Annotated in this window: 16 protein-coding genes; all 16 read left to right on the forward strand. The window is 75.3% G+C overall.

All coding sequences use genetic code 11. The annotated features are described in order from the left end of the window. Positions 1 to 200 precede the first annotated feature (200 nt). The 16 genes from ABTX81_RS22780 (at position 201) to ABTX81_RS22855 (ending at position 25,908) form a co-directional block, all read left to right on the forward strand. On the forward strand, positions 201 to 2,819 hold the full coding sequence (locus ABTX81_RS22780; RefSeq protein ID WP_350548553.1) for a DUF6603 domain-containing protein: 2,619 nt from the start codon (positions 201 to 203) through the stop codon (positions 2,817 to 2,819). Further along, complete coding sequence (locus ABTX81_RS22785; protein ID WP_350548555.1) at positions 2,816 to 5,164, forward strand: hypothetical protein; 2,349 nt, start codon at positions 2,816 to 2,818, stop codon at positions 5,162 to 5,164. Before ABTX81_RS22780 ends, ABTX81_RS22785 begins: the two co-directional genes overlap by 4 nt. Next, positions 5,161 to 9,027: a hypothetical protein gene (locus ABTX81_RS22790; protein ID WP_350548557.1), complete on the forward strand. Its 3,867-nt coding sequence runs from the start codon at positions 5,161 to 5,163 to the stop codon at positions 9,025 to 9,027. The genes ABTX81_RS22785 and ABTX81_RS22790 overlap by 4 nt, the downstream gene beginning before the upstream one ends. Beyond that, positions 9,024 to 10,238, forward strand: coding sequence for a hypothetical protein (locus ABTX81_RS22795; RefSeq protein WP_350548559.1), 1,215 nt, complete (start codon positions 9,024 to 9,026; stop codon positions 10,236 to 10,238). Before ABTX81_RS22790 ends, ABTX81_RS22795 begins: the two co-directional genes overlap by 4 nt. Then, positions 10,235 to 11,269: a hypothetical protein gene (locus tag ABTX81_RS22800; protein WP_350548561.1), complete on the forward strand. Its 1,035-nt coding sequence runs from the start codon at positions 10,235 to 10,237 to the stop codon at positions 11,267 to 11,269. The genes ABTX81_RS22795 and ABTX81_RS22800 overlap by 4 nt, the downstream gene beginning before the upstream one ends. An 11-nt stretch (positions 11,270 to 11,280) precedes the next feature. Then, the gene (locus ABTX81_RS22805) at positions 11,281 to 13,032 is read left to right on the forward strand and encodes a hypothetical protein (RefSeq protein WP_350548563.1); all 1,752 of its coding nucleotides are present in this window, start codon (positions 11,281 to 11,283) and stop codon (positions 13,030 to 13,032) included. 203 nt (positions 13,033 to 13,235) lie between these two features. After that, a complete protein-coding gene (locus ABTX81_RS22810) occupies positions 13,236 to 13,574 on the forward strand; it encodes a hypothetical protein (RefSeq protein WP_350548565.1) in 339 nt (112 codons plus the stop codon). 222 nt (positions 13,575 to 13,796) lie between these two features. Beyond that, complete coding sequence (locus ABTX81_RS22815) at positions 13,797 to 14,717, forward strand: SigB/SigF/SigG family RNA polymerase sigma factor (protein ID WP_350548567.1); 921 nt, start codon at positions 13,797 to 13,799, stop codon at positions 14,715 to 14,717. A gap of 87 nt (positions 14,718 to 14,804) precedes the next feature. Beyond that, on the forward strand, positions 14,805 to 16,610 hold the full coding sequence (locus tag ABTX81_RS22820) for a thiamine pyrophosphate-requiring protein (protein WP_350548569.1): 1,806 nt from the start codon (positions 14,805 to 14,807) through the stop codon (positions 16,608 to 16,610). Further along, on the forward strand, positions 16,597 to 17,043 hold the full coding sequence (locus ABTX81_RS22825; protein WP_350548571.1) for a hypothetical protein: 447 nt from the start codon (positions 16,597 to 16,599) through the stop codon (positions 17,041 to 17,043). The genes ABTX81_RS22820 and ABTX81_RS22825 overlap by 14 nt, the downstream gene beginning before the upstream one ends. Next, positions 17,036 to 19,384, forward strand: coding sequence for a GMC family oxidoreductase (locus ABTX81_RS22830; protein WP_350548573.1), 2,349 nt, complete (start codon positions 17,036 to 17,038; stop codon positions 19,382 to 19,384). The genes ABTX81_RS22825 and ABTX81_RS22830 overlap by 8 nt, the downstream gene beginning before the upstream one ends. Next, the gene (locus ABTX81_RS22835) at positions 19,381 to 20,475 is read left to right on the forward strand and encodes an enolase C-terminal domain-like protein (RefSeq protein WP_350548575.1); all 1,095 of its coding nucleotides are present in this window, start codon (positions 19,381 to 19,383) and stop codon (positions 20,473 to 20,475) included. The genes ABTX81_RS22830 and ABTX81_RS22835 overlap by 4 nt, the downstream gene beginning before the upstream one ends. A gap of 48 nt (positions 20,476 to 20,523) precedes the next feature. Continuing rightward, positions 20,524 to 20,904, forward strand: a complete 381-nt coding sequence (locus ABTX81_RS22840; RefSeq protein ID WP_350548576.1) for an STAS domain-containing protein — start codon at positions 20,524 to 20,526, stop codon at positions 20,902 to 20,904. 163 nt (positions 20,905 to 21,067) lie between these two features. Next, positions 21,068 to 21,760, forward strand: coding sequence for an HAD family hydrolase (locus tag ABTX81_RS22845; RefSeq protein ID WP_350548578.1), 693 nt, complete (start codon positions 21,068 to 21,070; stop codon positions 21,758 to 21,760). A 450-nt stretch (positions 21,761 to 22,210) separates the two neighbouring features. Beyond that, positions 22,211 to 23,368: a baeRF2 domain-containing protein gene (locus ABTX81_RS22850; RefSeq protein ID WP_350548580.1), complete on the forward strand. Its 1,158-nt coding sequence runs from the start codon at positions 22,211 to 22,213 to the stop codon at positions 23,366 to 23,368. 2 nt (positions 23,369 to 23,370) lie between these two features. Then, positions 23,371 to 25,908: a SpoIIE family protein phosphatase gene (locus ABTX81_RS22855; RefSeq protein WP_350548582.1), complete on the forward strand. Its 2,538-nt coding sequence runs from the start codon at positions 23,371 to 23,373 to the stop codon at positions 25,906 to 25,908. Positions 25,909 to 25,979 lie beyond the last annotated feature (71 nt).

The following is a 25,979-nucleotide window of genomic DNA, read 5'->3' on the forward strand; positions in this document are numbered from 1 at the left end:
CGCCTGTGCCCCGCCGCCGAGGCGCGCGGCCCGCCGTCCGGCCGCTCTCCTGTGTTCGGGTGGTCCTCGCCGCCATTGGGTCGTACACGGCCTTGTGCGGGTGTGGGCGGGCTCGGGCGGTGGATACGGACCAGCGTGGTCCGCACGGACCACCACCGCGGGTCGCAGCGGCGCGGTGTCCTTCACCGGGAGGCCGGGCCGTGGACGAGCAGGACGAGCAGGACGAGCAGGACGAGCGGGCGACCGCGGGGGAGGGCGGGCCGGCGGGCGGCGGCGGTTCGACCCGGGTGTGGGCGGTGCTGGTCCGGGCGGGCCTGGACGCCGGGCTGAGGGCCGTTCCGGTGGTGGGGGAACTCGTCCCCGCGGACGCGGACCTGCGCCTGGAGGCGCTGTCGGCCGTGGCGCTGAGCAAGGCTCCGGTCCCGGACGAGGTCCGCCGCCTGAACGTGGGGCTCGCCCAGGTCGCCGGCGGGGACCTGCTGCTGCGCGAGGACCTGAAGTCGAGCCTGGCCGTGGGGGTGACGGCGTCGTTCGCGGGCAAGCGCGAGGACATCTGGGCGATGCAGGGCGCCTCCGCGAAGAGCGGCACGGTCACCGGCGGCAGGTTCCCCGACGACAAAGGCGCCGGCACGACGGGTGTGATCGGTTGGGTCCCGGTGGGGCGGGGCCTGGGGCCGGTGCGCCTGGAGCGGCTGGGCGTGCAGTACAAGGCGCCGCCGGCCACCGTGTCGGTGCTGGCGGACGCTTCGGTGGAACTCGCCGGACTCACCTTCGCCGCCGACGGCATGGGCCTCGGGATCGACGTCAAGGACCCCTCGAAGGTGACGGCACACCTGGCCGGGCTCGGACTCGCCTGGGACCGGCCGCCGGTGAAGGTGTCGGGCGCGTTCCTGCTGCGCGACGACTCCGGATACAGCGTCCTGATCGAGGGCGCCGCCGCCGTGGAGACCCCGGCGCTGGCGCTGGTGGCGGTGGGCGGCTACGCGCAGAAGAGCGGGCACGGCCCGTCGGTGTTCGTCTTCGGCCGCCTCGCGCTCAAGGACGGCGAAGGGGTGGGGCCGCCGCCGTTCCGCATCACGGGGGCCGCGGCCGGGTTCGGCTTCAACAGCACGGCGCGCATCCCCGAGGTCGAGGAGCTGGGCGACTTCCCGCTGATGCCCCAGGGGGCCGGCGACCTGCTGACCAGCCCGCTGGTGTACCTGGACAAGCTCACCGGCGGCACCGCGCCGTGGATCAGCCCGGCGCCGGGACGGGCCTGGCTGGCCGCCGGCCTCGACTTCGACTCCTTCAAGTTCCTCAAGGGCAGCGCCATGGCGCTGGTCGACTTCGGCACGGGCGCCGACCAGGACTTCACCCTCGCCCTGCTCGGGCACCTGGCCGCGGAGTTCCCCGACAGCGCGAACCCGTTCGCCAAGGTCGGCCTCGACCTGTCCGCCTCCTACTCCTCGCGTACCGACACCCTGGGCGCCTACGCGAGGATCTCGCCCGGCTCGTACGTCGTGCACCCCTCCTGCCAACTGTCCGGCGGGGCCGCGCTGTGCCTCTGGTTCGGCGCCAGCGCCCACCCCGGCGACTTCGTGGCCACCGTCGGCGGCTACCATCCCCGGTTCGCGGGGACCAAACCCGCGCACTACCCCGATGTGGAGCGCCTCCAGCTGTCCTGGTCGGTGTCGGACAACGTGTCGATGCGCGGGGACTGCTACGCCGCCCTGACCCCGTCGGCGTTCATGGTCGGCGCCGACGTGTCGGTCAGCTTCCACGCCGGGCCGGTCAAGGCCGGCTGCGATGTCGGCATGGACGCCCTGGTGCAGTGGGACCCCTTCCACTTCGAGGTCACCGCGCACGCCGACATCTGGGTCGAACTGGACGTGCTGATCCCGCTGCGCGGCACCTTCGGCGTCGGCGTCGAGTTCTGGGGACCGCCGACCGGCGGCACCGCGACCGTCCACGCCCTGGGCCGCAGCTTCGACATCCGCTTCGGCGAGGACCGGCCCACCGGGCCCCGGCTCATCGGCTGGCCCGAGTTCCGCGACAGCCGCCTGCACCGGCCCGTCGTCGAACTCCACCCCGCCGAAGGGCTGCTCCCGGTCACCGGCTCCGACAAGGACGCCGTCTGGCAGATGTCCCGAAACGCGTTCACCCTCACCACCTGCAGCGCCGTGCCCATCACCCGCGTCCGGCTGCGCACCGACCCCAAGAACACGGACCCGGCCAAGGACCGTACGCCGACCGGGTGGAAGGACCGCGACGACGTCCCGGTGCGGCCGGTGGGACTGGGGAAGCTGACCTCCACCCACACCGTCCAGGTCACCCACGACGGGAACGGCTTCGACACCGAGGGCCACAAGTGGACGGTCGAGCCGGTCACCGGGAAGGTACCGCTGGGTCTGTGGGGCGCGCCCCTGGGCAGCGAGGACGCCCCGGCCCTGCCGAGCGGCGACGCGACGACCGACGCCGTCACCGGTCTGCGCCTGGTCGTGCCGCCCGCCGGGAAGGACGACCCCGGCCTGGCGACCACCGAGAGGATCCTCGACTTCGAGGAGATCGAGGGTCCCGCCGAACCGCTGCCCGTCCAGCCGAGCCCGCTGCCCGCCGCCCGGGCGGCGTCCGATGTGCGCGTGACCATCGCCGAGACCGTCACCGGCTCCGGGGCCGACGGACGCGACGCGCTCGCGGACCAGCTCGCCGGCTGGAACCTCGCCCCCGCCGGCCGAGGAGCCTGCTGCACGCCGGACGACCTGCGGCACTACCGCGACCACCTGTGGCGGTACCTGCGCAGCGAGCCGCTGCTGTGCAAGGACACGGAAGGCACCGCATGACCGACACCGCCCCCGCCCCCGAGGGCGACTTCGACCGGCGACTCCTCCTCCAGGACGAGCTGCGTCCGTCGGTGCAGACCGGCACCTACGAGGTCACCGTCACCGCCGCCGTCTCCGGAGACGGCGTCTCCGACAACCTGCCGCCGGCGGTGCACAAGCTGACCGTCGCCGGGCCGCGGTTCGCCCTGGACACCACCGCCGTCGACCGGGTCCACCCGCCGCCCGGCGGGTACGGCGACCACCGCCGGACCCTGGCACACCTCTCGCTGACCGACCCGACGCTGCCGTGGCAGCGCCATGCGAAGGCCCACGACGAGCAGGACCGAACCCCGTGGCTGGCGCTGCTCGTCGTGACCGACCACGAGGCACCGGTCCATCAGGACACCGGTAGGGCCACGGTCCGCCGGACGGTCACCGACTTCCTCGCGCAGTGCAGGAACCCGCCGGCCAAGACCCTGCTGCCGGACCTCGGAGAAGAGGAGATCCCCGCCGGCCTGACCCACTGCCAGACCCTCGACGTGGCCGCGGACGTGTTCACCGACCTCGCACCCCGCCTGGAGGAGGCGGGCGACCTCGTGTTCGTACGACGCGTGTTCGAGAACACGGACCGTACCTGGGCCGACGGCACCAGGACCCCCGCCGAGACCGCCGAGCAGGCCCGCGCCGTCGTCCTGTCCGCCCGCCTCCCGGCCACCCCGGGCCCCTACAGCGCCCACCTGGTGTCCCTGGAAGGGCTCGGCGACCACCTGCACGGCAGCTGGCCGCTCCGACGCGACGGGCAGGAAGTCGACACGGTGCGGCTGCTGTCCTTGTACTCGTGGTCCTTCCAGCACGCCCCGGACGCCAAGGGCTCCTTCCAGGACGCCCTGACCGATCTCGTCGCCGGCAGCGGAAAGGACCTGTTGCTGCGCCTGCCGGTGCCGGGCGGCGCCGCGCCGCAGACCGCGGACACGCCCGTCGGCGCCGCCGCCCGACGGCGGCTCGGGGCGGGGTACGTGCCCGTCACGCACCGGCTGCCGACGGGGGAGCGGACCTTCGCCTGGTACCGGGGCCCGTTCACGCCGGTCGCCCCGGCGCCGCCGGCCAGGAAGCCCGAGGAGCTGACCGGCGAGACGGACGCCCTGGCCTACGACCAGGACCACGGCGTGTTCGACGTCAGCCACGCCAGCGCGTTCGCCCTCGGACGCTTCCTCACGCTCTCCGACCCGGCCCTCAACCAGGCCCTGTCCGTGCTGCGCAAGGACGCCCAGAACACCCTGCACACCGCGCTCAGCCAGGGCGCCGCGTACGAGGTGCTGGCGCGGGCCCGCACCGCGGCACCCGCCGCCGGGCCGGGCGGTCCGGTGCGGGTCGCCGGTCACCTGCGGGCCACCGGCGGCGCCCGCCACGCCTTCGAAGCGCTCCTGGCCGCCCCCCGCACCGCGCCGGCGGGCGCGGACGGCGTCCGGACCGCGCCGGACACCAGGGGCGCGCTGCGGGACGCGGCCGGAACCCCGGAGGCGACCACCCTCGCCGAACTGGTGGCCCAGGTGGTGGACCTGCACACCACCACCCTCGACGACCACCTGAGCGCGCGCCGGCTGCTGGCCGCGCTGCCGCTGGACCACCTGGTGCCCGACCGGCGCATGCTGCCGCCCGAGAGCGTGCGCTTCTTCGCGGTGGACGCCGACTGGCTGGCCGTCATGCTCGCCGGGGCGGTGCGGATGGGCCAGGCCACCTCCCTGGACCGGAGCGTCACCACACAGCTGCTGACGAGCCTCCTCGCGAACGCGGTCCTCCCGTCCTGCGGGATGCTGGTGCGCTCGCGCGTGGTGCGCGACTGGCCGTCGCTGTTCGTCGAAGCCGTCGCCGGCACCCCGGCCACGTCCGTCCTCCACAGCCCGCCCCGGCGCCCGGCCCCAGACCTGCTGCTCGCCTGCTTCACCGGCACGCCCGGTCAGGTCGTCCTGCGCCGTCCCGCCGAGCAACCGCACTACGGCCTCGACGGCGCCGACACCATCGACCTGCGCGACCTCGCCAACGCCGGCACCCTCGGCAAGGCCGGGGGCGGCACCCTGACGGGCGTCGGCGCCCTGCGGCGCACGGGCTGCACGTCCGAGCAGCCCACCGAGGTGCTGACCGTCCTGACCACCGGCACGAACCCCGGGCCGTGCCTCAACCGGTCCCTGCGCGACGCCCTGGCGGACAACGGGATGTGGTACACCGACGCCCCCGGCAAGGACCGCGCCGAGCTGACGTCGGCGGAGCTGGGCCTGCAACTGCTGGACACCGCCCCGCGCCTGCTGTTCACCCGCCCCGGCTTCACGGACAAGCCCACCCCCGCCGCCGAGGAGGCCGCGTCGTGACAGGCGACACCACGCTGATCGTGCCCGTGACGGTCAACGCCCTGGCCGTCAACGACCAGGTGCGCGGTGAGCCGTTCCACCGCGTCCCACCCGACTTCAGTGCCCTCGCCGCGCATCCGCCGCGGCTGCGCCAGGATCCGCTGCACAACCTGCCGAACTACGACACCGGCTGGTCCGACGACCCGCGCGGCAACGGCGTCTACGTGCAGTGGGACCTGCCGCACGCCCTCAGCCGCGCCCGCGCCGAACCGGGCACGGGGTTCACCCACCCCCTGGTGCCCGACCGGTGGCTGGTGGTGCGCTGCCACCGGCCCCGGACGACGACCGGCACACCGGTGCCGACGGTCGCCGGGTGGCTGGTGGAGAGCGACCACGTCCACGACAAGCCGACCGGCAACCCCCCGCAGGGCTCGCCGTTCGTGCTGGACGGCAAGCCGGTGCGGATCGGCGCCGCCCGCCCCCTGGGCACCGCGGGCTGGCTCCCGGCGGACACCGGACGGCCGCGCTTCCTGACGGCCGACGGCTGCGGCATCCCCGACTTCCACCTCTTCCAGAGCTTCAACCAGGACGTCCTCTCCCTGCACGACCCGCTCACGGACGCCACCGGGGCGGCCACGCTCGCCGACGGGTACGTCAGCTACCTCGTCGCCGGCTGGTACTCCCACGCCGAGGACGACCCCCTCACCGCCACCGGACAGGGCACCGGCCCCCTCGACGCCCTGCTCGCCTTCCACGGCTACCGCGGGGCGGGCCTCGCCGCGAAGGACAAGGCGCGGATCGGCCTGGACCTGCTGGGCTGGCAGGCCTCCGCGGACCACACCCCCGAGCGCAGCCTCTACACCGGCACCGTGCTCGGGCTCGACTGGCACACCACCGGCGGCGCCTGGCCCTCCGGCAAACCCGTCAACGCCGCCGGCACGGTCCGGGTCGCACTGGGGACCAACACCGCCGACGCCCGCGACGCCCTGCGCGAGCACGACGGCCTGCCCCACGACGAACGGCTGCTGCGGCGGGCGTTCGACGGTGGCCGCCTCACCGTCCTGGACCACGTCCTCGATGACCAGGCCCGCGCCCTGAACGAGGCCGAACGCGACACCTGCTTCACCGCCGTGCCGGCCGGCTGCCACTGGGCCGTCACCGCCACCCCCGTGCCCGACGGCAAAGGCGGCGTCACCCCGCCTCCCGCCCTCACCGCCGACCAGGCCACCGCCCTCGACCGGCTCAACACCGACCAGCGCGACCACGACCAGACGGCCCGCGAACTCGCCGACGTGCAGAGGCGGCTGTACGAGCTGTGGTGGCTGGCCGGGCTGCCCTCCGGCAAGAACGCCGACGCGCGGGCCTGCCCGTCCGACCGGCGCAAGGATCTCGACCACCAGCTGGACCGGACCGCCGCCGACAGCCTGGCCGCGAAGGCCGCCGCCCTGCTCGACCGGCTCGCCACCCTGCGCGCCAAGCTCCCCACCGGCGCCACCACCGCGCAGCTGACGGCCGCCGTGAAGCAGACCGCCACCGCGCTGAAACTCGCCGACGGGCAGCGCCTGGGACGCGTCGTCCACCCGCCCTACCACCGTGCCCAGGACCCCGTCGTCCTGATCGAGGGCGCGGGCAGCGGCCCGGACCTGGCCCCGCGCGCCAAGGTCCCATGCCGCCGGCAGGAGCAGCTGATCGACCGCATCACCGCACAGGAGGGCTCCCTGCCGGCCGCACCGCCCGGCCTGGCCGCGCAGGCCTGGCAGCCCGTCATCGCCGCCGTGCCCTGGGCGCCGCTGACGCAGGTGCTGCGCGAGTTCAACGCCCTCGACCAGGCCGCCGACGAAGCCCGCCGCGCACCGGCGAAGCCGCCCGAGCCGGACGTGCGCAGCTGGGCCGAGGCCCACCACCACCAGGCCCACGCGGCGGGCACCGGCGCACCGTCCTGGCCGGACACCACCCTGTGGACCCAGCCCTGGCAGCCGCTGTTCCTCCTGTGGGACGCCGCCGTGCACACCCTGCCCGTCGGGCCCGACAACGCCGAGGGCTGGCACTTCGACGGCCACCACTGGCACGTCGACGGCCGCGGCAAGCCCGAGGACCACGACCTCGGCGGAACCACCCTGCACAACCTGCCCGGCCGGGCCCTGCTCGTCGCGCTGCCGGGCTTCCTGGTCCGCGGACGCATCCACGACCACCTCCGCCGCCACCCCGACGCCGAGGCGGACGACCTGCACACCCTCGACGACAAGACCACCGCCTCCCAGATCTGCCAGAGCCTGGACGGCCTGGGCGCCTACCTCGCCCAGCGCCGGACCGTGTCGACCTACGACCCGACCGACGCACTCGTCGACCTCACCGCCCCCGTCCGTGCCGTCCCCGGCCCCGCCCCGCAGCCCTGGGGCCAGGGCGCGGCCGGCGCCCAGTTCCGGCTCGCGAGCCTGGTGGTCGTCGACCGCTTCGGACGCGCCTACGACCACATCGACCACGAGCAGGACGCCGCCGCGGCCGACCTGGCCCGCTCCACCGACCTGACCCCCAACACCGCCCACCCCGCCGGCCACCTGCCCCGGCCCGGCGACCACACCGGCACCACCCTGCTCTACGAGGACGGCGACCCCGCGACCTTCGCCCAGCTCCAGCCCCGCATCCACCAGGCAGCCCGGGCCCTGATCGAACTCGTCAGCCCCGCCGACGACCACCTCGTCCTGTCCACCGAAGCCGCCTCCACGCCCAAGGGCACCCCCGACCACGGTCCCGTCTGCGGCTGGATCGTCCCCGACCACCACCGCGACATCCTCACCGTCTACGCCGCCGACGGCACCGGTCTGGGCGAACTCCTCGTCACCGGCCCCGACGACGACCGCCGGCTGGACTGGTGTCCGCTGCCCGGCTCATCCGTCCTGGAGACCGCCGACCTGCTCACCGACGCCTTCACGGCGCAGCACCCGCACCTCGGCGACCTCCTGCGCGGCCTCGCCGACCGCGACCGCGAAGGCGCGGTGGCCGCCTACACCGCACTGCGCCAGGTCATCGACGACGGCCTGAAAGCCATCGCCACCCCCGACGACAGCCACACCACCCCCTGGGCCCTGGTCAGCGGGCGCCCCCTGGCCGTCGTCCGCGCCCGCCTGCGCGTCGAACTGGCCGACGCCCCCCACCCCCGGCCCACCTGGGACCGCCTCCTCGCCGGGCCCGACCCCGCCGACGGCAACCCCCTGCGGACCACCGTCTGGCCGTTCCGGCTGGGCGACGCCTCCCGTCCCTCCGACGGCCTGATCGGCTACTGCACCGCCCCGCCCGGCACACCCACGGGGTACATCCACCTCTACAGCCCGTACGCCGACCAGACCCCGTCGAAGAAGGGCGACCGAGACCGGGACACCCCCTACACCCGCCCGGTCACCCCCTCCGCGTTCCCCGTGGCCGGTGCCGACAACACGCCCTACGGGGACAGACCGGCATCCGGCGCGGCCGCCTGGGTGACCATGCTGGTCGACCCGTTCACCCGCCTCCACGCGGCCACCGGCGTCCTGCCCACCGCCGCGACCCGGGTGCCCGAGAGCGCCCTTCGCGGCCCCCTGGCCCGGATCGCCCTGTGCGTACCCACCGGCCCCGTGCTGGCCACCCTCGCCCGCACGGGGGCCGGCAGCGGAACCGACACCGGGCAGCCCGTCGGGGCGCCGGCGCTGGCCCTGCCGTCACCGGGAAGCTGGCACGGCACCTGGACCTGGTGGGAACGCGCCGAACCCGGGGGTGGCGCGCAACCCTGGAAACACCTGGAGATCGGACACACCGACACCCTCGTCCACCCGCCCGACACCGTCCCCGACGCCCGCACCGGCTACCTCACCCTCACCCGACCCACCGCCGCCCAGGACGACCGATGACCACCATCGGCGACACCGACGGCACCAAGGGGCGGCTCGCCTACGACGTCGTCACCGTCCCCGCTCCCCTGAACTGCTCCGTCAAAGGCACCAAGCGCTACGGCACCGTCTCCGTCAAGGTCTTCCGCGCCGCCGGCGAGGCCCTCACCTGCGACAGCCTCGCCTTCACCTTTCCCGAGGGGGACGCCGAGACCGACCTGCTCCCCGAGGTCCACCACGGCGACATCGGCACCGGCTGCCCCTACGGGACCTGGAACCTGGAGCAGATCAACGACAGCGGACGGTTCGTCGCCACACCCCAGCCCGGCTACGGCACCGTCGAGGCCGGTGCGGCGTCCCTGGAGTTCACCTTCTCCGAACTGGAGATCAACTCCGCCCCCGGGACCGCTTCCCTCACCATCGAGGAGACCACCGGCCCGGTGGGCGCCGCCACCACCGGCACGACCTGGCCGGCCCCCCTGCCCAAGGGCCCGGCGGGGTTCGTCTTCGCCGACTTCCGCCCCGTGCGGAGCGTCGTGCGCGCCGGCACCTGCCCCACCCTGTCCTGGCGCGCCGCCCTTCCGGCCGGCTGCAAGGCCTTCCTGCTCTGGGACGACCGGCAGGTGGAGGTCACCACGGTGACCTCCTACAGCCGGGCCGCGATCACCCAGGACACCGTCTTCCAGCTCCGGGCCTGCACCACCGGGGACATCGACAAGCCGCTGATGGTCCTGGACACCACCGTGACCGTGTCCAACCCGCAGCTCCACGTCAGGACCCTGGAGGCCACCGGCCCCGTCCACCTCCTGCGCCCGTCCCCCAGCGCCGGGCCGCTGGAGCCCCTGCAGACCGAGATGTACGCGGACCAGCCGGTGCGGCGGTTCTACCGGGCCGAGACCGACGGGCTGCTCACCGGCACCATCCGCACCCTCAGCGACGGTGCGACGGCCGAGCTCGGCGTCCACGTCGTACCGAAGGGCGGCACCGACCAGAGCGGGCACTTCAGCAGGATCAGCTGCCAAGGCCCCGGCGAGCCCGACCGGCGCAGGCCCGCCGAGACACTCGACGTCCTCGTTCCCGCCGACAGCAAGGTCACCGTCAGCTGGAACCTGGTCGACGGCAAGCGCCGGAAAGGCGCCGACGGCAGCATGCCCGACACGATCACCGTCACCCTGCGCTGGCAGCCCTGGGGCAGAGCCGCCCTCAACAGCGAAGAGAGCTCTCCGACATGACCACTGCCGCACCCTTGGCCTGCACCCTCGGGCCCCACGGCACCGCCGACGCCCTGCGCCTCACCCTGACCAACCCCACCGCCGAGCCGGTCATCTGCACCAGCGTCACCCTCACCAGCCGGCCCGCCGCCGCCGTCGGCGTTCCCTCGGTGGCGGCCGACGACGGCGCGTGGGTCCTGAGCCCCGACGGCCCCGCGCGCCACGACCTGCGCCCCGGCCGCCCGGTGACCCTCGCCCCCGGCGAACGGCTCGACCTCGTCCTCACCGGCCTGCGCCCCGACCACGGCACCACCCGGATCGAGATCACCCCCCACACCCCGCGACCCGCCTCGCGGGCCGCCCTCCACACCGTGACCGGTCGCACCGAGACCATCACGAGCTTCTGGGCGGATCCCCCCGACGTCGACAAGGCCGGACAGCCCTTCACCCTCCACTGGCACGCCACCGCGCCCACGACCGGTCTGACGTACACCCTCTGCTACGGCGACGCGAGCCCGGTCCCCGTCGACTCGTTCACGACCGCCGCCGGTGACGGGACCTGGACCTGCGAGGCGGGCATCACCGCCACCACGGCCTTCGCCCTCATTGCCACCGGCACCGAGGCCGACAAGACCGTCACCAGCGGACGGACCCTGACCGTCGGCGTCCGCGTCCCCGACCTCGTCGCGGGCGGCCTCACCGCCGACGGCACCGTCTCGCTGCTCACCGAGCCCGTCGCCCTGCTGCCGCAGACGTCGCGGACGGAGCCGTTCGCCCTGCAGGGCCGTGCCACCACGGACGGACTGGTCGCCGCCTTCATCCAGGCGGGCACCGGCGGAAAGAACGCCCACGCGCTGATCGTGGTGACGGCCGCCAACCATGTCACCCATCGTGCGGAGGCGACCGCCCCGGCCGGCAGCGGGCCGCGCAACCTGCTCACACCCGTTCCCCGGGGCGCCACCGTCGCCGTCCAGACCGGGTCCGACGCGGGCCACTACACCGCCCAGATCACCTGGTACCCCATGGGCCGCGGCCCGCTGCAGACCACTTGAGAGGAGAGCCCATGGCCGAGAAGGACTGGGCCAAGATCCCCACCCCGTACGCGAAGGGCCTCACCGGTGCGGTCATCCTCGCCGGGAAGAAGCCCGAGGACGATGTGCTCTGGACCTTCCGCGGTACCTGGTTCGCCGAGTTCCGTCGCGCCGCGAAGGGCTCCTGGGCGGCGTCGACCGATTGCCTGCAACACCTCACCGTCCGGTGGCCCGAACTGCGCTTCACCGCCGGGCGCCACCCCTACCGGGCCGCCTTCGTTGCAGGCGACCAGCTCTGGATGTTCCGTGGTGACCGCTATCTGAAGCTCGATCTGGAGAAGGGCGGGATCGTCACTCCGGACGACGCCGACCCCGCCAAGTTCTTCTCCCTCGACCAGGGGTTCGCGCACGGCATCACTGCGGCCACCGCCATCGGCGACAGCGAGGCCTACCTGTTCAATGGCAACGACTACTACGTCTGCAACCTCGAAACAGGCCTGCCCAGCTCCTCCCGGATGACACTTGAGGTCGGTGCCCACCTGGAGGACCGCATTCCCCGGCGGACGGACGCCGTCTGCTTCGACCCGCGGAGCACCTCCTCGCAGTCCCTGCATCTTCTCCACTTCGTCTGGGATCGCTTCGGCGATATGGAGACCAAGAGCACCGCGGACCCCCTGAAGATCACCGGCCACGGAGCGACCTACCCCGCACACCTGGAGGAGTCGTACCTCGAAGGCCCCTACGACCGCCTCTACCTCCCCGACCTCTCGGTCGACGAGTCGAACACGGTTCAGTCGTACGCCTTCACGACGGACAGCGTCCTGGCGGCCGACACTCCCAACACCGTGGACTTCGACCACCAGCACGGAAAGGCGATGGACGACATCGACGCCCTGGCCTTCCCTGGGGACCGCCGACGGCTCTACGCCTGTCTCAAGAGCACTGTCAGGTCGCTGCGCCCGAGCGAGCTCGAATGGTGGACCGAGGAGAACGGCGTCAGCACGACGCTGGCGAACGGCGAGTTGCGCATCCACCGGGCGCACGTGGTCGCCGGCGGCTCCCGGCTGCTGGTCTGCGGCACCCGGAATGGCAAGGCGGCCATCGCGGTCCCCAGGACGGCCGCGCTCGACGCCGGCTCCGGTCTCGAAGAGAAGGACACCTACCTCGCGGCCGCCCCCGGAACGGACGTCTACACGGCCGTCCCCGCGCTCTCGGACACCTTCTGCGTGGTCACCCAGAGCAAGCTCTCGAACGGCACCCTGCTCTGGTTCGAGGCCCCCAAGGACGCGGCCGTCACCGAGAAGTACCGCGTGACCTGGCCCGCCCTCATCGGCTTCGCGGCTTCCTTCGACGGAACGTACCTGTACCACGTCAGCGCCGACGGGAAGAGCCTGTGCCGGGCCGAGACGGGCCACTGGGGCACTCCGACCGCCCTGGTGACCTACCCCCATCCGCTCCTCTCGGCCTGCGACCCCGTCGCTCCCCCCGACGACCGGCTGCTCGCGGTCGGACGCACCGACGGGAAGGTCGACCTCCACTACCGCGACACCACCACGCACACCGTCGCCCTGACCGACGACGGGGTCGTGACCGGACTCGCCGTGGACCCCAACGGGAACCGCGTCTTCGCCCTGCTGCGCACCTCCCACGCGTACCCGCGTCTGTACGTCATCGACATCGAGGCGCCGGTACCGGGCGTGATCACCGCGGAGGAGAAGCTCAGCGTGAAGGTCACCGACCGTCCGCGGATGGTTCTGTGCTGGTCGAACCCGGCCATCTGGTGAGGGCCACGACGCGGGCGTGATCTTCTCGCACACGTACACGGAGGTGGAGGTGGAGGTGGGCCCCGACCTGCGGATGGTCCTGTGCCGGTCCGGCACGGACGCCTGGTAGCCCCCGGGCACGCCGGGCGGATTGCCGTGCGGCCGCGGGGGCACCCGCGTGGGTGTCCGGGGGGCCGCAGGGCGCTGGTGCGGAGGTGGCGGCCATGGACGGGCCGGGGCTGTCGAGCCGGGAGCGGCGCATCCTGGCGGAGATCGAGGGTGACCTTCGAGCGGACCGGCGGCTGGATCAGCGGCTGCGGACGATGCGGTTCGTGCTGCCCGGCCGGGTGGGTGGGGCGATGGAGGCGGCCGCCCGGGCGTCGGGGTCGGTCCTGGCGCTGCTGACGGCGCTCTCGCTCGGCCTGCTGCTGGTCAGCGCGACGCTGCACACGGCCGTCGCGCTGGCGCTGTTCTCCGTCGTCTGGCTGGCGACCGGCGTCCTGCTGGTCGCCCGCCGGGTGAGGACGGGGCCGCAACGCGTCCATCCGCGTCGCGGACGGTAAAACGGGACGAACAGGCATCAATCGCCCCGTGCTGGGTACCAACACCAACGGAGCGGCCGGAGAGCACACCGCCGGCCGCTCCCGCGCCCGCCGGGCGCCACCTGGACCGTCGCTTGAAGAAGCCGGGCAGAGGTCTTCGGGAAGAGGAGCCGCGGTGCGTACGGGCCATACCGCCCGGCGTTCCCCGTGCCCCGAGGCGTTCCCGCCCCCTGGAGAACCGCCGTGTCCACTCCGACACTCCGAACCGGCCATCGCACCGATCCCCCGCCCGCACCGCCGGACGGGCTGCCGCCGGACCTGCCCCCGCGCCCCACCACGGCGCAGCTGCGGGTCATGGGCAAGGCCGAGGCCCGCGAACTCAGCGACGCGCTGTTCGAGCGCCTCGCCGGGCTGCCCCGCGAGACGCACGCCTACAGCTACGTGCGCGGGACCATCATCGAACTCAACATGCCGCTGGTGCGGTTCATCGCCGGCCGCTTCCGCCACCGCCCGGAGGACATGGACGACATCCTCCAGGTCGGCACGGTCGGCCTGATCAAGGCGGTCGACGGGTACGACCCGGCCCGCGGCGTCGAGTTCGTGACCTACGCCATCCCCACCATCGCCGGTGAGATCAAGCGGTTCTTCCGCGACACCTCCTGGCCGGTCCGCGTCCCGCGCCGGATGCAGGAGTTCTACCTGACCGTCGCCCGCGGCTCGGACCGGCTGGAGCAGCGGCTCGGCCGTCTCCCGCACCCCGAGGAGATCGCCGAGGAGCTGCACCTCACCGTCGACGACGTCGTCGAGGGGCTGGTCGCCGGCCGGGTCTACCGGCCCAACTCGCTGGACGCGCTGCGCGACCAGGACACCGACGAGTCCGGCAGCGCGCTGCTGGACCGGCTCGGCTCCTGCGACCCCGGCATCGAGCTGGCGGAGTTCCGCACCGCCGTCCGCCCCCTGCTCGGACAGCTGCCGCAGCGCGAGCAGGTGGTGCTCAAGCTGCGCTTCTGGGAGGACCGGACGCAGTCCGAGATCGCCGAGCGGATCGGCGTCTCGCAGATGCACGTCTCGCGCCTGCTGGCCGCCACCCTCGCGCACCTGCGCGAGCAACTGGAGGACCGGGAGGCGGGCGGCTGGTCGGACGGTCCCCCCGAACCCGGCTGACAACCCGCGCCCCTCCGGGTGTTTCCGGCCCCCCGCAGCGGTTAGCCGCGCTGCGGGGGGCCGTCGGCACGAAGGAGGAGAATCGCCGTGTCACCGAAGGTTTCCGACCACATCCTGGAACGACTGCGCAGCTGGGACGTCGAGTACGTCTTCGGCTATCCGGGCGACGGCATCAACGGCCTGCTCGCGGCCTGGGGCCGGGCCGACAACCGCCCCGCCTTCGTCCAGGCGCGGCACGAGGAGATGGCGGCCTTCGAGGCCGTCGGCTATGCCAAGTTCTCCGGGCGCACCGCGGTGTGCGCCGCCACCTCGGGGCCCGGCGCGATCCACCTGCTCAACGGTCTCTACGACGCCAAGCTCGACCACGTCCCGGTGGTCGCCCTGGTCGGCCAGACCGACCGCAGCGCGATGGGCGGCTCCTATCAGCAGGAGGTGGACCTGCTCGCGCTCTTCAAGGACGTCGCCGCCGAGTACTGCCAGATGGTGACCGTCCCCGAGCAGCTGCCCAATGTGCTGGACCGGGCGATGCGCACCGCCGCCGCCCGGCGCACCGTCACCGCGGTGATCGTCCCGGCCGACGTCCAGGAGCTCGACTACCACGAGCCGCAGCACGCCTTCAAGATGGTGCCCTCCAGCCTCGGCAGCCCGCGCTGGTCCGTCGTCCCCGAGGAGGACGAGCTGCACCGCGCCGCCGAGGTGCTGAACGCCGGGCGCAAGGTGGCGATGCTGGTCGGCCAGGGCGCCCGCGGGGCCCGCGCGCAGGTCGAACAGGTCGCCGAACTGCTCGGCGCCGGCGTCGCCAAGGCGCTGCTGGGCAAGGACGCGCTGCCCGACACCCTGCCCTATGTCACGGGGTCGATCGGCCTGCTCGGCACCCGTCCCTCCTACGAGCTGATGCGCGACTGCGACACCCTGCTCACCGTCGGCTCCAGCTTCCCGTACACCCAGTTCCTGCCCGAGTTCGGCAAGGCCCGGGGCGTGCAGATCGACCTCGACCCGTTCATGGTCGGCCTGCGCTACCCGTACGAGGTCAACCTGGTCGGCGACGCGGCCCGCACCCTCGACGCGCTGCTGCCGCTGCTCGTCCGCAAGGAGGACCGCGGCTGGCAGCGCACCGTCTGCGACAACACCGAGCGCTGGTGGGAGGTGATGGAGCGGCGGGCCGGCGTGGCGGCGGACCCGATCAACCCCGAGTACGCCGTGCACGCCCTCGACGCGCTGCTGCCCGAGGACGCCATGGTGACCGCCGACTCCGGCTCCGCCGCCAACTGGTACGCCCGCCACCTGCGCTTCCACAGCCGGATGCGCGGCACGCTCTCCGGCACCCTGGCCACCATGGGCCCGGGCGTGCCCTATGCGATCGGCGCCAAGTTCGCCCACCCGGACCGGCCGGCGATCGCGGTGGTCGGCGACGGCGCCATGCAGATGAACGGCATGGCCGAGCTGATCACCGTCGCCAAGTACTGCCGGCAGTGGCAGGACCCGCGCCTGGTGGTCGCCGTCCTCAACAACCGCGACCTCAACCAGGTCACCTGGGAGATGCGGGCGATGCAGGGCGCGCCGAGCTTCCTGCCCTCGCAGCAGCTGCCCGACGTCGACTACGCCGCGTTCGCCCGCACCCTCGGCCTCGGCGCCCAGCGCGTCATGGAACCGGGCGAGGTGGAGGGCGGCTGGCAGGCCGCGCTCGCCGCCGACCGCCCGTACGTGCTGGACCTGCGCACCGACCCGGCCGTGCCGCCGATCCCGCCGCACGCCACCTGGGACCAGATCCAGGCCGCCGCCGAGTCGGTGCTGCACGGTGACGCCGACCGGGTGGCGGTGGTCCGCCAGGGCTTGCGGGCCAAGCTGCAGGAGCTCCTGCCGTCCTTCGGAGGCCGCCATGGGCACCGGTGACCTCGCCGGACTCGCGCTGCGCAACATCCGCACCGGCCGCTTCCAGCGCTCGCTGGCGCTCGCCACCGCCGGCGGCTCGGTGATCACCGCCGCCGAGATCTACCTGGAGCACGACCGGGCCGGCTTCGGCAACCGGGTGATGTGGTGGCCGGTCTGGCTCGGACCGGTCGGCGCGGTGGCCGGCGTCGCCGGCGCGGCCAGCCCGCGCGCCGCCCGCACCCTGCTGCCGCTCGCCTCCGCGAGCATCGTGCTCAACGGCCTCCAGGGCACCTGGCTGCACGTGCGCGGGATCGCCGAGAAGCCGGGCGGCTGGGCGATGGCCCGCTACAACGTGGAGATGGGCCCGCCGCTGTTCGCACCGCTGCTGATGAGCCTGGTCGGCGGGATGGGGCTGCTGGCCGCCCTGCTGAGGAGGGAGTCCCGGGATGCCTGAAGGCCCCGCGCCCGCCCGGGGGAGCCGCTTCCCCGGCTACGACGTGCTCGGCCAGGCCCGCCACTGGGACGGCGTGACGGCCGCGGTCGTACTCGCCCGCACCGGCGGCCCGCAGCCGCCGCTGCGCTTCCACACCCCCGCGGAGGAGGCCACCGCCCGGGCGCTGCTCGACCAGCTGCTCGACCACCCGGCCGTCCCCGTGCTGCCGATGATCGACGCCCGGCTCGCCGAACAGCAGACCGACGGCTGGCACTACGCCGACATGCCGCCCGACGACGAGGCCTGGCGCCGCTCCCTGCACAACCTGGACGCCGACGCCGAAGGGCCGTTCGCCGCGCTCACCGACGTCCGGCAACGGGCCCTGGTCGGCCGGATCCAGGAGATGCGCGGTGAACGGTGGCACGGCCTGCCGGCCGAGCACGTCTGGAGCCTGTGGACCCGCTACGCCTGCACCGCCTACTACTCCCACCCCGCCGCCTGGAACGAGATCGGCTTCGGCGGCCCCGCCCACCCGCGCGGCTACCTGCGCCTGGGCGTCGGACGGCGCGAGCCCTGGGAGGTCGCCGACGCCGACCCGCGCCCGCCCCGGCCGCCCGACCACGCGCCGCCCGCACCCGTCCCGCCCGCCACCGACCCCGGCCGGCACTCCCGGCTGCGGGCCGCCGCCGAGACCCTGCGGGCCAACGCCCGCGCCGAACGGGAGACCCGGGCGATCAACGAGTCGCCCTGGCTGCTGCCCCCCGACGGCCACGGCTTCGACCACGCCCTGGTCCGGGACATGCGGCGCTTCCCGGACTCCGAGGAGGTCGACCTGGTGATCGTCGGCTGCGGCGCGGGCGGCGCCACCCTCGCCCAGCGGATGGCCCGGCACGGCTGGTCGGTCGTCGTCCTGGAGGCCGGCCCGTTCTGGGACCCGCTCGCCGACTGGGTCAGCGACGAGGCCGGCTCCCACCACCTGTACTGGACCGAGCCCCGGCTGATCTCCGGCACCGACCCCGTCCCGCTCGGCTCCAACAACTCCGGGCGCGGCGTGGGCGGTTCGATGATCCACTTCGCCGGCTACACGCCGCGCTTCCACCCGTCCGACTTCCGCACCCGCACCCTGGACGGCGTCGGCGCCGACTGGCCGATCGACTACGCCGACCTGCGCGCCTCCTACCGGCGCCTGGAGTACGAGCTCCCGGTCGCCGGCCAGTACTGGCCCTGGGGCGAGCCGCACCCCTATCCGCACCCCCCGCACCAGCTCGGCGGCAACGGCGAGATCTTCCTGCGCGGCGCCGCGGCCCTCGGCATCGAGGCCCGGATCGGCCCGGTCGCCATCACCAACGGCCGCTTCGGGCGCCGCCCGCACTGCGTCTACCGCGGCTTCTGCCTCCAGGGCTGCAAGGTCAACGCCAAGGCCTCGCCGCTGATCACCCACGTCCCCGACGCCCTCGCCCACGGCGCCGAGATCCGCGCCGACGCGATGGCCTCCGGCATCGACCTCGGCCCCGACGGGCTCGCCCGCGGCGTGCGCTACTTCCACCACGGCCGCGAACACCTCCAGCGGGCCCGTACCGTCGCCGTGGCCGGCTACGCCATCGAGACCCCGCGCCTGCTGCTCAACTCCGCCTGCCGGCGCTTCCCCGAGGGCCTGTGCAACGACCACGACCAGGTCGGCCGCTACGTGATGGTCCAGGGCGCGCCGCAGACCTCCGGCCGCTTCGAGGAGGAGGTCCGCGCCTACAAGGCCCCGCCGCCCGAGGTCTCCACCGAGCAGTACTACGAGACCGACCCCGCCAAGCCCTACCGGCGCGGCTTCACCATCCAGAACATCTCGCCGCTGCCCGTCACCTGGGCCGAGCACGTCGTCGCCCAGGGCCACTGGGGCGCCGACCTGCGGGACTACCTCGCCGACTCGGTGCACTGGGCCACCCTCGGCGCGATGGCCGAACTCCTGCCCCGGCCGGACAACCGCGTCACCCTCGCCGCCGAGACCGACCGGCGCGGCCTGCCCGTCGCCGAGTTCGCCTTCTCCCAGGGCGAGAACGACCGGCTGCTGATCCGCGCCGCCCGCGAGGTGATGGAGTCGGTCCTGCGCGCCGCCGGGGCGAGCGAGGTCATCACCATCGACCGCTACGCCCACCTGGTCGGCGGCTGCCGGATGGCGGGCGACCCGCGCGAGGGCGTCGTCGACCACCGGCTGCGCTCCTTCGCCGTGCCCAACCTGCTGATCACCGACGGCAGCGTGCTGCCCACCCAGGGCAGCGCCAACCCCGCGCTCACCATCATGGCGCTGGTCGACCGCGCCGCCGGGCTGCTCGCCGCCGGCGCCCGATCCGGACTGCGGGCCCCGTCATGAGCACCGTCGAGCGGATCGGCGTCCGCGTCTACACCGTCCCCACCGACGCCCCGGAGGCCGACGGCACCCTCGCCTGGGACCGCACCACCCTGGTCCTGGTCGAGGCGGTCAGCGGCCGGCACACCGGCACCGGCTGGACCTACGGCGCCCCGGCCGCCGGCGCCGTCGTCCGCGAGGAACTCGCCGACCTGGTCACCGGCCGGGACGCCCACGACACCGCCGGCGCCCACGAGGCGATGAACCGCGCCGTGCGCAACACCGGCCGCCCCGGCCTGGTCGCCGGCGCCGTCTCCGCCGTCGACCTCGCCCTGTGGGACCTGCGCGGCCATCTGCTCGACCTGCCGCTCGCCCGGCTGCTCGGCGGCGCCGCCCGGCCCGTCCCGGTGTACGGCAGCGGCGGCTTCACCACCTACTCCGACAAGCGGATGACCCGCCAACTGCGCGGCTGGACCGAGGACCAGGGCATCCCCCGCGTCAAGATCAAGATCGGCGAGTCCCGGGGCACCCGCGAACGCCGCGACCTCGCCCGGGTGCGCGCCGCCCGTGCCGCCGTCGGCGACCGCACCGAGCTGTACACCGACGCCAACGGCGGCTACCGGCGCAAACAGGCCGTCCGGATCGGCGACGCCCTCGCCGACCAGGGCGTCACCTGGTTCGAGGAACCCGTCTCCTCCGACGACCTCACCGGCCTGCGGCTGGTCCGCGACGCGGTGCGGCCCGACGTCACGGCGGGGGAGTACGGGTACGACCCCGCCTACTTCGCCCGGATGGTCCCCGCCGTCGACTGCCTCCAGGCCGACGCCACCCGCTGCGGCGGCCTCACCGGCTGGCTGCGCGCCGCCGCCCTCGCCGAGGCGCACGGCCTGGACGTGTCCGCCCACTGCGCCCCGCACCTGCACGCCCACGTGGCCGCCGCCGTCCCCAACTGCCGCCACCTGGAATGGTTCCACGACCACGTCGCCGTCGAACGGCTGCTCTTCGACGGCGCCCTCGACCCCGCCGGCGGCACCGTCACCCCCGGCGCCGACGGCGCGCCCGGGCACGGGCTGCGCCTCGCCCCCGCCCGCGCGGCCCCCTACCGGACCGCGTGAGCCCAGGTGCCGCCACCCGGCACCGCGCACCCAGGAGGAGCACCCGCCATGACCCGCCGTCAGCCCCGAACCGCCGACACCACCGCGACCGCGCCGGAACCACCCCTCGGTCTGACCGTGCGCGCCCGGCCGTGGGCCCACGGCACCGTGCTCGCCCTGCACGGGGAACTCGACCTGGACTCCGTCGCCGTGCTGCGCCAGGCCCTCGACCGCGCGCTCGCCCTCCCCGGCACGGTCGTCGTGATCGACTGCGGCGACCTGGCGTTCTGCGACTCCACCGGCGTCAGCGCGCTGCTGGAGGCCGCCGGCCGCGCGGCCGGCTTCGGCAGCCGGATCGAACTCGCCCGCCCCCGGCCGCTGGTCCGCCGCGTGCTCGAACTCACCGGCGTCACCGACGCGTTCCCCGTCCACGAGAACGCGCCGCCGTGACGCCCGGTGACCGACGCGCGGGCACGGCCGACGGCCCCTACGCTGAAACCGGTTCACCGGTGTCCCACGGGAGGCGATCCGGCCGCGGCACACGTGTGCCCGAGCCGGCGACGGCTTCCAGTCATCCCCGAACGATTCGAACGAACAGTCCGCGAGCGAACCCATGAACCAGACGGCCAAGAAGGCGGCGGCGCTCTTCGACGTCGACGGAACGCTGCTCGACACCACCTACCTGCACACCCTCGCCTGGTGGGAGGCGCTGCGACAGTACGACCGCGCCGTCCCCGCCGCCCGGGTGCACCGCGCCGTCGGCATGGGCGCCGACCGGCTGCTCGACCACCTGCTCGGGGAGGACCGCGACCGTGCCGACGACCAGGCCGTCACGGCCGCCCACGACGCCCTCTACGCCCGGTACTGGCCCGTGGTGCGGCCGCTGCCGGACGCCGCCGAACTGCTGCGCTCCTGCGCCCGCCGGGGCTGGCGGGTGGTGCTCGCCAGTTCCGCCTCCGCGCGCGAACTGACCGCGCTGCGCGCCGCGCTGGACGCCGACGAGGTGATCGCCGCGGTCACCACCGCCGACGACGTCGCCGCCACCAAACCCGAGCCGGACCTCGTCCGGGCCGCCCTCGACCGGGTCGAGGGCACCCCCGAGCTGGCGGTGTTCGTCGGCGACACCCTCTGGGACGTCACCGCGGCGGGCCGGGCCGGGGTGCCCTGCGTGGCCGTCGAGAGTGGCGGGCACTCCGCCCAGGACCTCCTCGGCGCCGGCGCCGCCGAGGTCCACGCCGACACCGCCGAGCTGCTGGCCGGCCTGGACACCAGCCTGCTCGCCCGGCCGCCGGTGCCGACGGTCTGAGCCGCCGGGGACCCGGTCCTCCCGCCGTCCCCGGTCCGCCGGATCCGGCGTGAACGCCGCCCGATCGGGTAGCCGCCGGGGCGTCCGACCGCACCGGCCGGCCCGGCCGACGAGGACGGGGTGCCGGGCGATGCCGAGTGCTACGCCGTCCTCGGTGAGGACTGAGGCGAACCGGCCGTCCACCGGCGCGCGGCAGGCGGCCGGTCCAGCACCGGACCGGCCGCCGCCGGCCGGGCGCCGGCCGTGGCGCCCGGGCGGGCCCGCTACCCGGTCCGGGCCCTCGGCCGCGCCGTCTGACCGGTGGCCGTTCGCTCGACCGGGCGGGGCCGGACAGCGATACTGGAGGCACGGACGGGGCCGCCCGTCCGGCGGTCGCGCGTGCCTGCCGGGTGTCCGGCCGAGGGCACGGGGTAGGCGCGCGGTGGAACCCGCCCAACCGGGGAGACCGTCATGCAGCTCGCCTTCCTCGCACCGCTCCTCGACCCGCCCGGCCCCTGGGCGTCCGTCTACCTCGACACCTCGCGGAGCACCGAGGACGCCGCCCAGCGCCGCGCCCTCGCCGACCGCGCCGCCGTCCGCCGGCTGGCCGGACTCGGTGCCGACGAACCCACCCGCGCCGCCGTCCGCGACCACCTGGCCGCTGAGCCGGCCTCCGGCGCGCCGCCCGGCCGGGCCGTCTTCGCGGCCGGCGGCACGGTCGCGCTGGACGTCCCGCTCGCCGCCGCGCCGACCGGCGTCGACGCCGCCTGGGCGCCCCTGCCGCACACCGCGCCGCTGCTCGGCCTGCTCGGCGACACCGCGGCCGCCTGCCTGATCGTCACCGTCGACCGCACCGGTGCCGACCTCGACCTGCGCGAACTCGGCCGCACCGCGCCGGTCGGCACCGTCGACACCCCCCAGTGGCAGGGCCGCGGCCACCGCGCCCCGCCCGCCGACCGCTACGAATGGCACTACCGGCACCGCCGCGAGGACGCCTGGGAGCGCACCGCCGGCATCATCGCCGACCACCTCGCCCGGATCTGGCCGGAGAGCGGCGCGCGGCTGCTCGTCCTCACCGGCGACGCCCGCGAGCGCCGCGCCGTCCACCGGCGGCTGCCGCAGCAGCTGCGGGGCGACACCGTGGAGGTCGACGGCGGCGGACGGGCCGGCGGCACCTCCCGGGCGGCCTTCGACCGCCGGCTCGCCGAAGCCTGGGACGCCCACCGGGAACGCCTCCTGGACAGCGCGCTGGACGCCTTCCGCACCGGCGTCGGCCGGCCGGGCGAGCACGCCGGGACGGCCGGGGGCGTCGAGACCGCGCCCGGCGCCGCCGCCCAGGGCGTGCCCGCCGTCGTCGACGCCGCCCGGCGCCACCGGCTCGCCACCCTGCTCGTCCAGGAGGGCGGCCACGACCAGGACCGGCCGGTGTGGGCCGGCCCCGAACCCGACCAGGTCGGCGTCCGCCGCAGCGACGTGCGCGCCATGGGCGTCCCCCGTCCGTGGCAGGCCCCCGCCGGCGACGCGCTGCTGCGCTGCGCCGTCGCCGCCGGGGCCGAGGCCCTGGCCGTGCCCGCGGCCGTGCCCGGCCCGGCCGGCGGCCTCGGCGCCGTGCTGCGCTGGCAGGAGTGACCATGCCCGGTCCGCCCTCCGCCGCGGGGCACGACCCGCCGCGCCCGGACCCGCCCGGCCCCGGGGCGCCGTCGGGCGCCGAGGAGGCCGCCGTGCTGCGCGAGGCCGTGGACCGGCTGCGCGGCGAGGCCGAGGGGCTGCGCCGGGCGATGCGCAGCCGGGGCGTCATCGAGCAGGCCAAGGGGATGCTCACCGAACGGCTCGGCTGCACCCCTGACGAGGCCTTCGAGTACCTGGCGCGCCTCTCCCAGGACACCAACCGCAAGGTGGCGGACCTCGCCGCGGGCCTGGTGGGCGTCGCCGCACCGCCGCCCGGGGACGCCGGAGAAGCCGGGGAAGCCGGGGAAGCAGGGGAGACCGAGCACGCCCGGGACGCTCCGGCCGGCCCGCCGCTGCCGGAGGGCGAGGAGCCGACCAGTGCCTTCCACGACGAGCCGCAGCCTCCCCGGCCCCGGCCGCATCCGCCGGGAACGCCCGGCCCGGCCCCGGCTCCCGACCTCGCGGCGCTCTTCCACCTCGCCTCCTCGGCACTGGCGAGCACCGACACCCCGGAGGACCTCGCCCGCTCGCTGCACGAGGTGGCCCTCGCCCCCGTCGGCGTGATCGCCGTCGTGCTCGGCCTGCTGGAGCCCGACGGCGCCCTCGCCCTGGTGGCCGGCCACGGCGTGCCCGCCCAGCGGCTCAGCCAGTGGCGCCGCATCCCGCCGGAGACCGGCGTGCCGCTGGTCTCCGCCGCGCACGGCGGCGGCATGGTCTGGGAGTTCGACCCGCCGGAGACGGACGCCGGGCAGCCGGTCACCGGCCGGATCGTCCCCGGCCGCAGCGCCTGCGCCGTCCCGCTGCACCACGGCGGGCGGATCATCGGCGCGATGAGCCTCGGCTGGGCCGGCCCGGCCGAACGGGCCCGCGCCGCCACCCGGTACGTCAACGCGCTGGCCGGCCCCGTCGGCCGGCACCTGCTGCGGGTGGCCGCCGACGACGGCGGCGAGCCGGCGCTCGCCGTGGCCGGCGGCGAGGAGTGGCTGCGCGGCGTCCTGGACGCCACCTTCTCCCCGGTGCTGGCGCTCGCCGCGGTGCGGCCCGGCGGGCGCGGCGGTCCGGTCACCGACCTGCGCGTCGCCTACGCCAACCGGGCCGCGGGCGGCGCCGGCCCGGCCGCCCAGGGCCGGCGCCTCAGCGAACTGCACCCGGGACTGGTGGCCACCGGGGCGTTCGCCCGGATCCTGCGGGCCGCCCTGGACGCCGTCCCCTACGAGGGCCCGGCCGAGGGCTTCAACCCCGGCACCGGCGGCCCGGAGCGCGTCGTGACGATCCGGGCGACGCCCTTCCTGGACGGCCTGCTGCTCACCTGGCGCCCCCGCAGCGGCCCGGTCGAACGGGCCGCCCACCTGGCCGAGGCCCAGCGGCTCGCCGGCGTCGGCAGCTTCCGCTGGTCGACCGGCGACCCCGGGCCGGACTGCTCACGGGAGGCGCTGCGGCTGCTCGGCCTGGGCGGCGGACAGCCGGCCGTGGTCCCGCTCGCCGGCCTGCTGCACCGGGTGTGCCCCGAGGACCGGCCCGCCGCCGGCATGCTCGTCCGCCGGCTGCTGGCCGGCCAGCACCTGACCACCCTGGAGTTCGGCGTGGCCGGCGCGCACGGCGGCGCCCCGCGGATCCTGCGGGTCGTCGCCGAGTCGCTCGCCGACCCGGCGAGCGGCACGGCCCGCACCGTGCACGGGATCGTCGAGGACGTCACCGGGCGCCACCACGCCGAGGAGCAGCTGACGGCGGTCCGCTCCCGGCTCGCCGAGCAGCGCCGCCGGGCCGCCGCCGAGCACCGGGCCGCCCGGGCCCTGCGGACCGCGCTGACGGCGGCCTCGGCCGCCGCCGAGCCCGCGGCCGGTGGGCCGGAGAGCGCCGTGCGCCCCCTGCGGGGCGCCGAGAACCCCCGGTCGGCCGGCGACCTCTGCGACCTCCTGCGGCTGCCCGGCGGCCGGTACCTGCTCACGGTCGGCGGCGTCGGCCGGCGCGGTCCGGCCGCCGCCGTCCGGGCGGGCGAGGTCCGCAACGGCCTGCGCGCCCTCGCCCACACCGGGGCCGGCCCGGCCGAGCTGCTCGACGTGCTCAACGCCATGCTCTGCGAGCACAACGGCCACCGGACGGTCGGCGCCGTCTGCGCCCTCTACGACCCGCGCGTCCCCGGCCTGCTGTGGAGCGCCGCCGACGAACTGCCCCCGCTCCTGCTGCGGGCCGGCACGGCCGACTTCGTCCCCGGTCCGGTCGGCCCTGCCCTCGGCGCCCGCCCCGGCGCCCGCTACGACGAGTCCGATCTGGGCCTCCGGCCCGGTGACGTCCTCCTGCTCGCCACCCTCGGCCCTCCGGAACGCACCCCCACGGCCAGCCGCGCGAGCCGCCTGCTGGCCGCCACTCCCGCGCTCGCCCCGCACACGGCCCTCCCCGCCCACCTCGACCGCCTCGCCGCCCACCTGACCGCCGGCGCCTCCCCGGTCGACCACGGCCTCCTGCTCGCCCTCCGCGTCCCGGAGCCGCCCGCGCAGTGAGGCCCGCGCAGTGAGGCCCGCGCCGCGATGACCCTGCGGTGGCCGCCGAACCCGCCGCCCGCGGGTTCGGC

The sequence above is a fragment of the Kitasatospora sp. NPDC097605 genome (assembly GCF_040302725.1).
In the GTDB taxonomy this organism is placed as follows: Bacteria; Actinomycetota; Actinomycetes; order Streptomycetales; family Streptomycetaceae; genus Kitasatospora.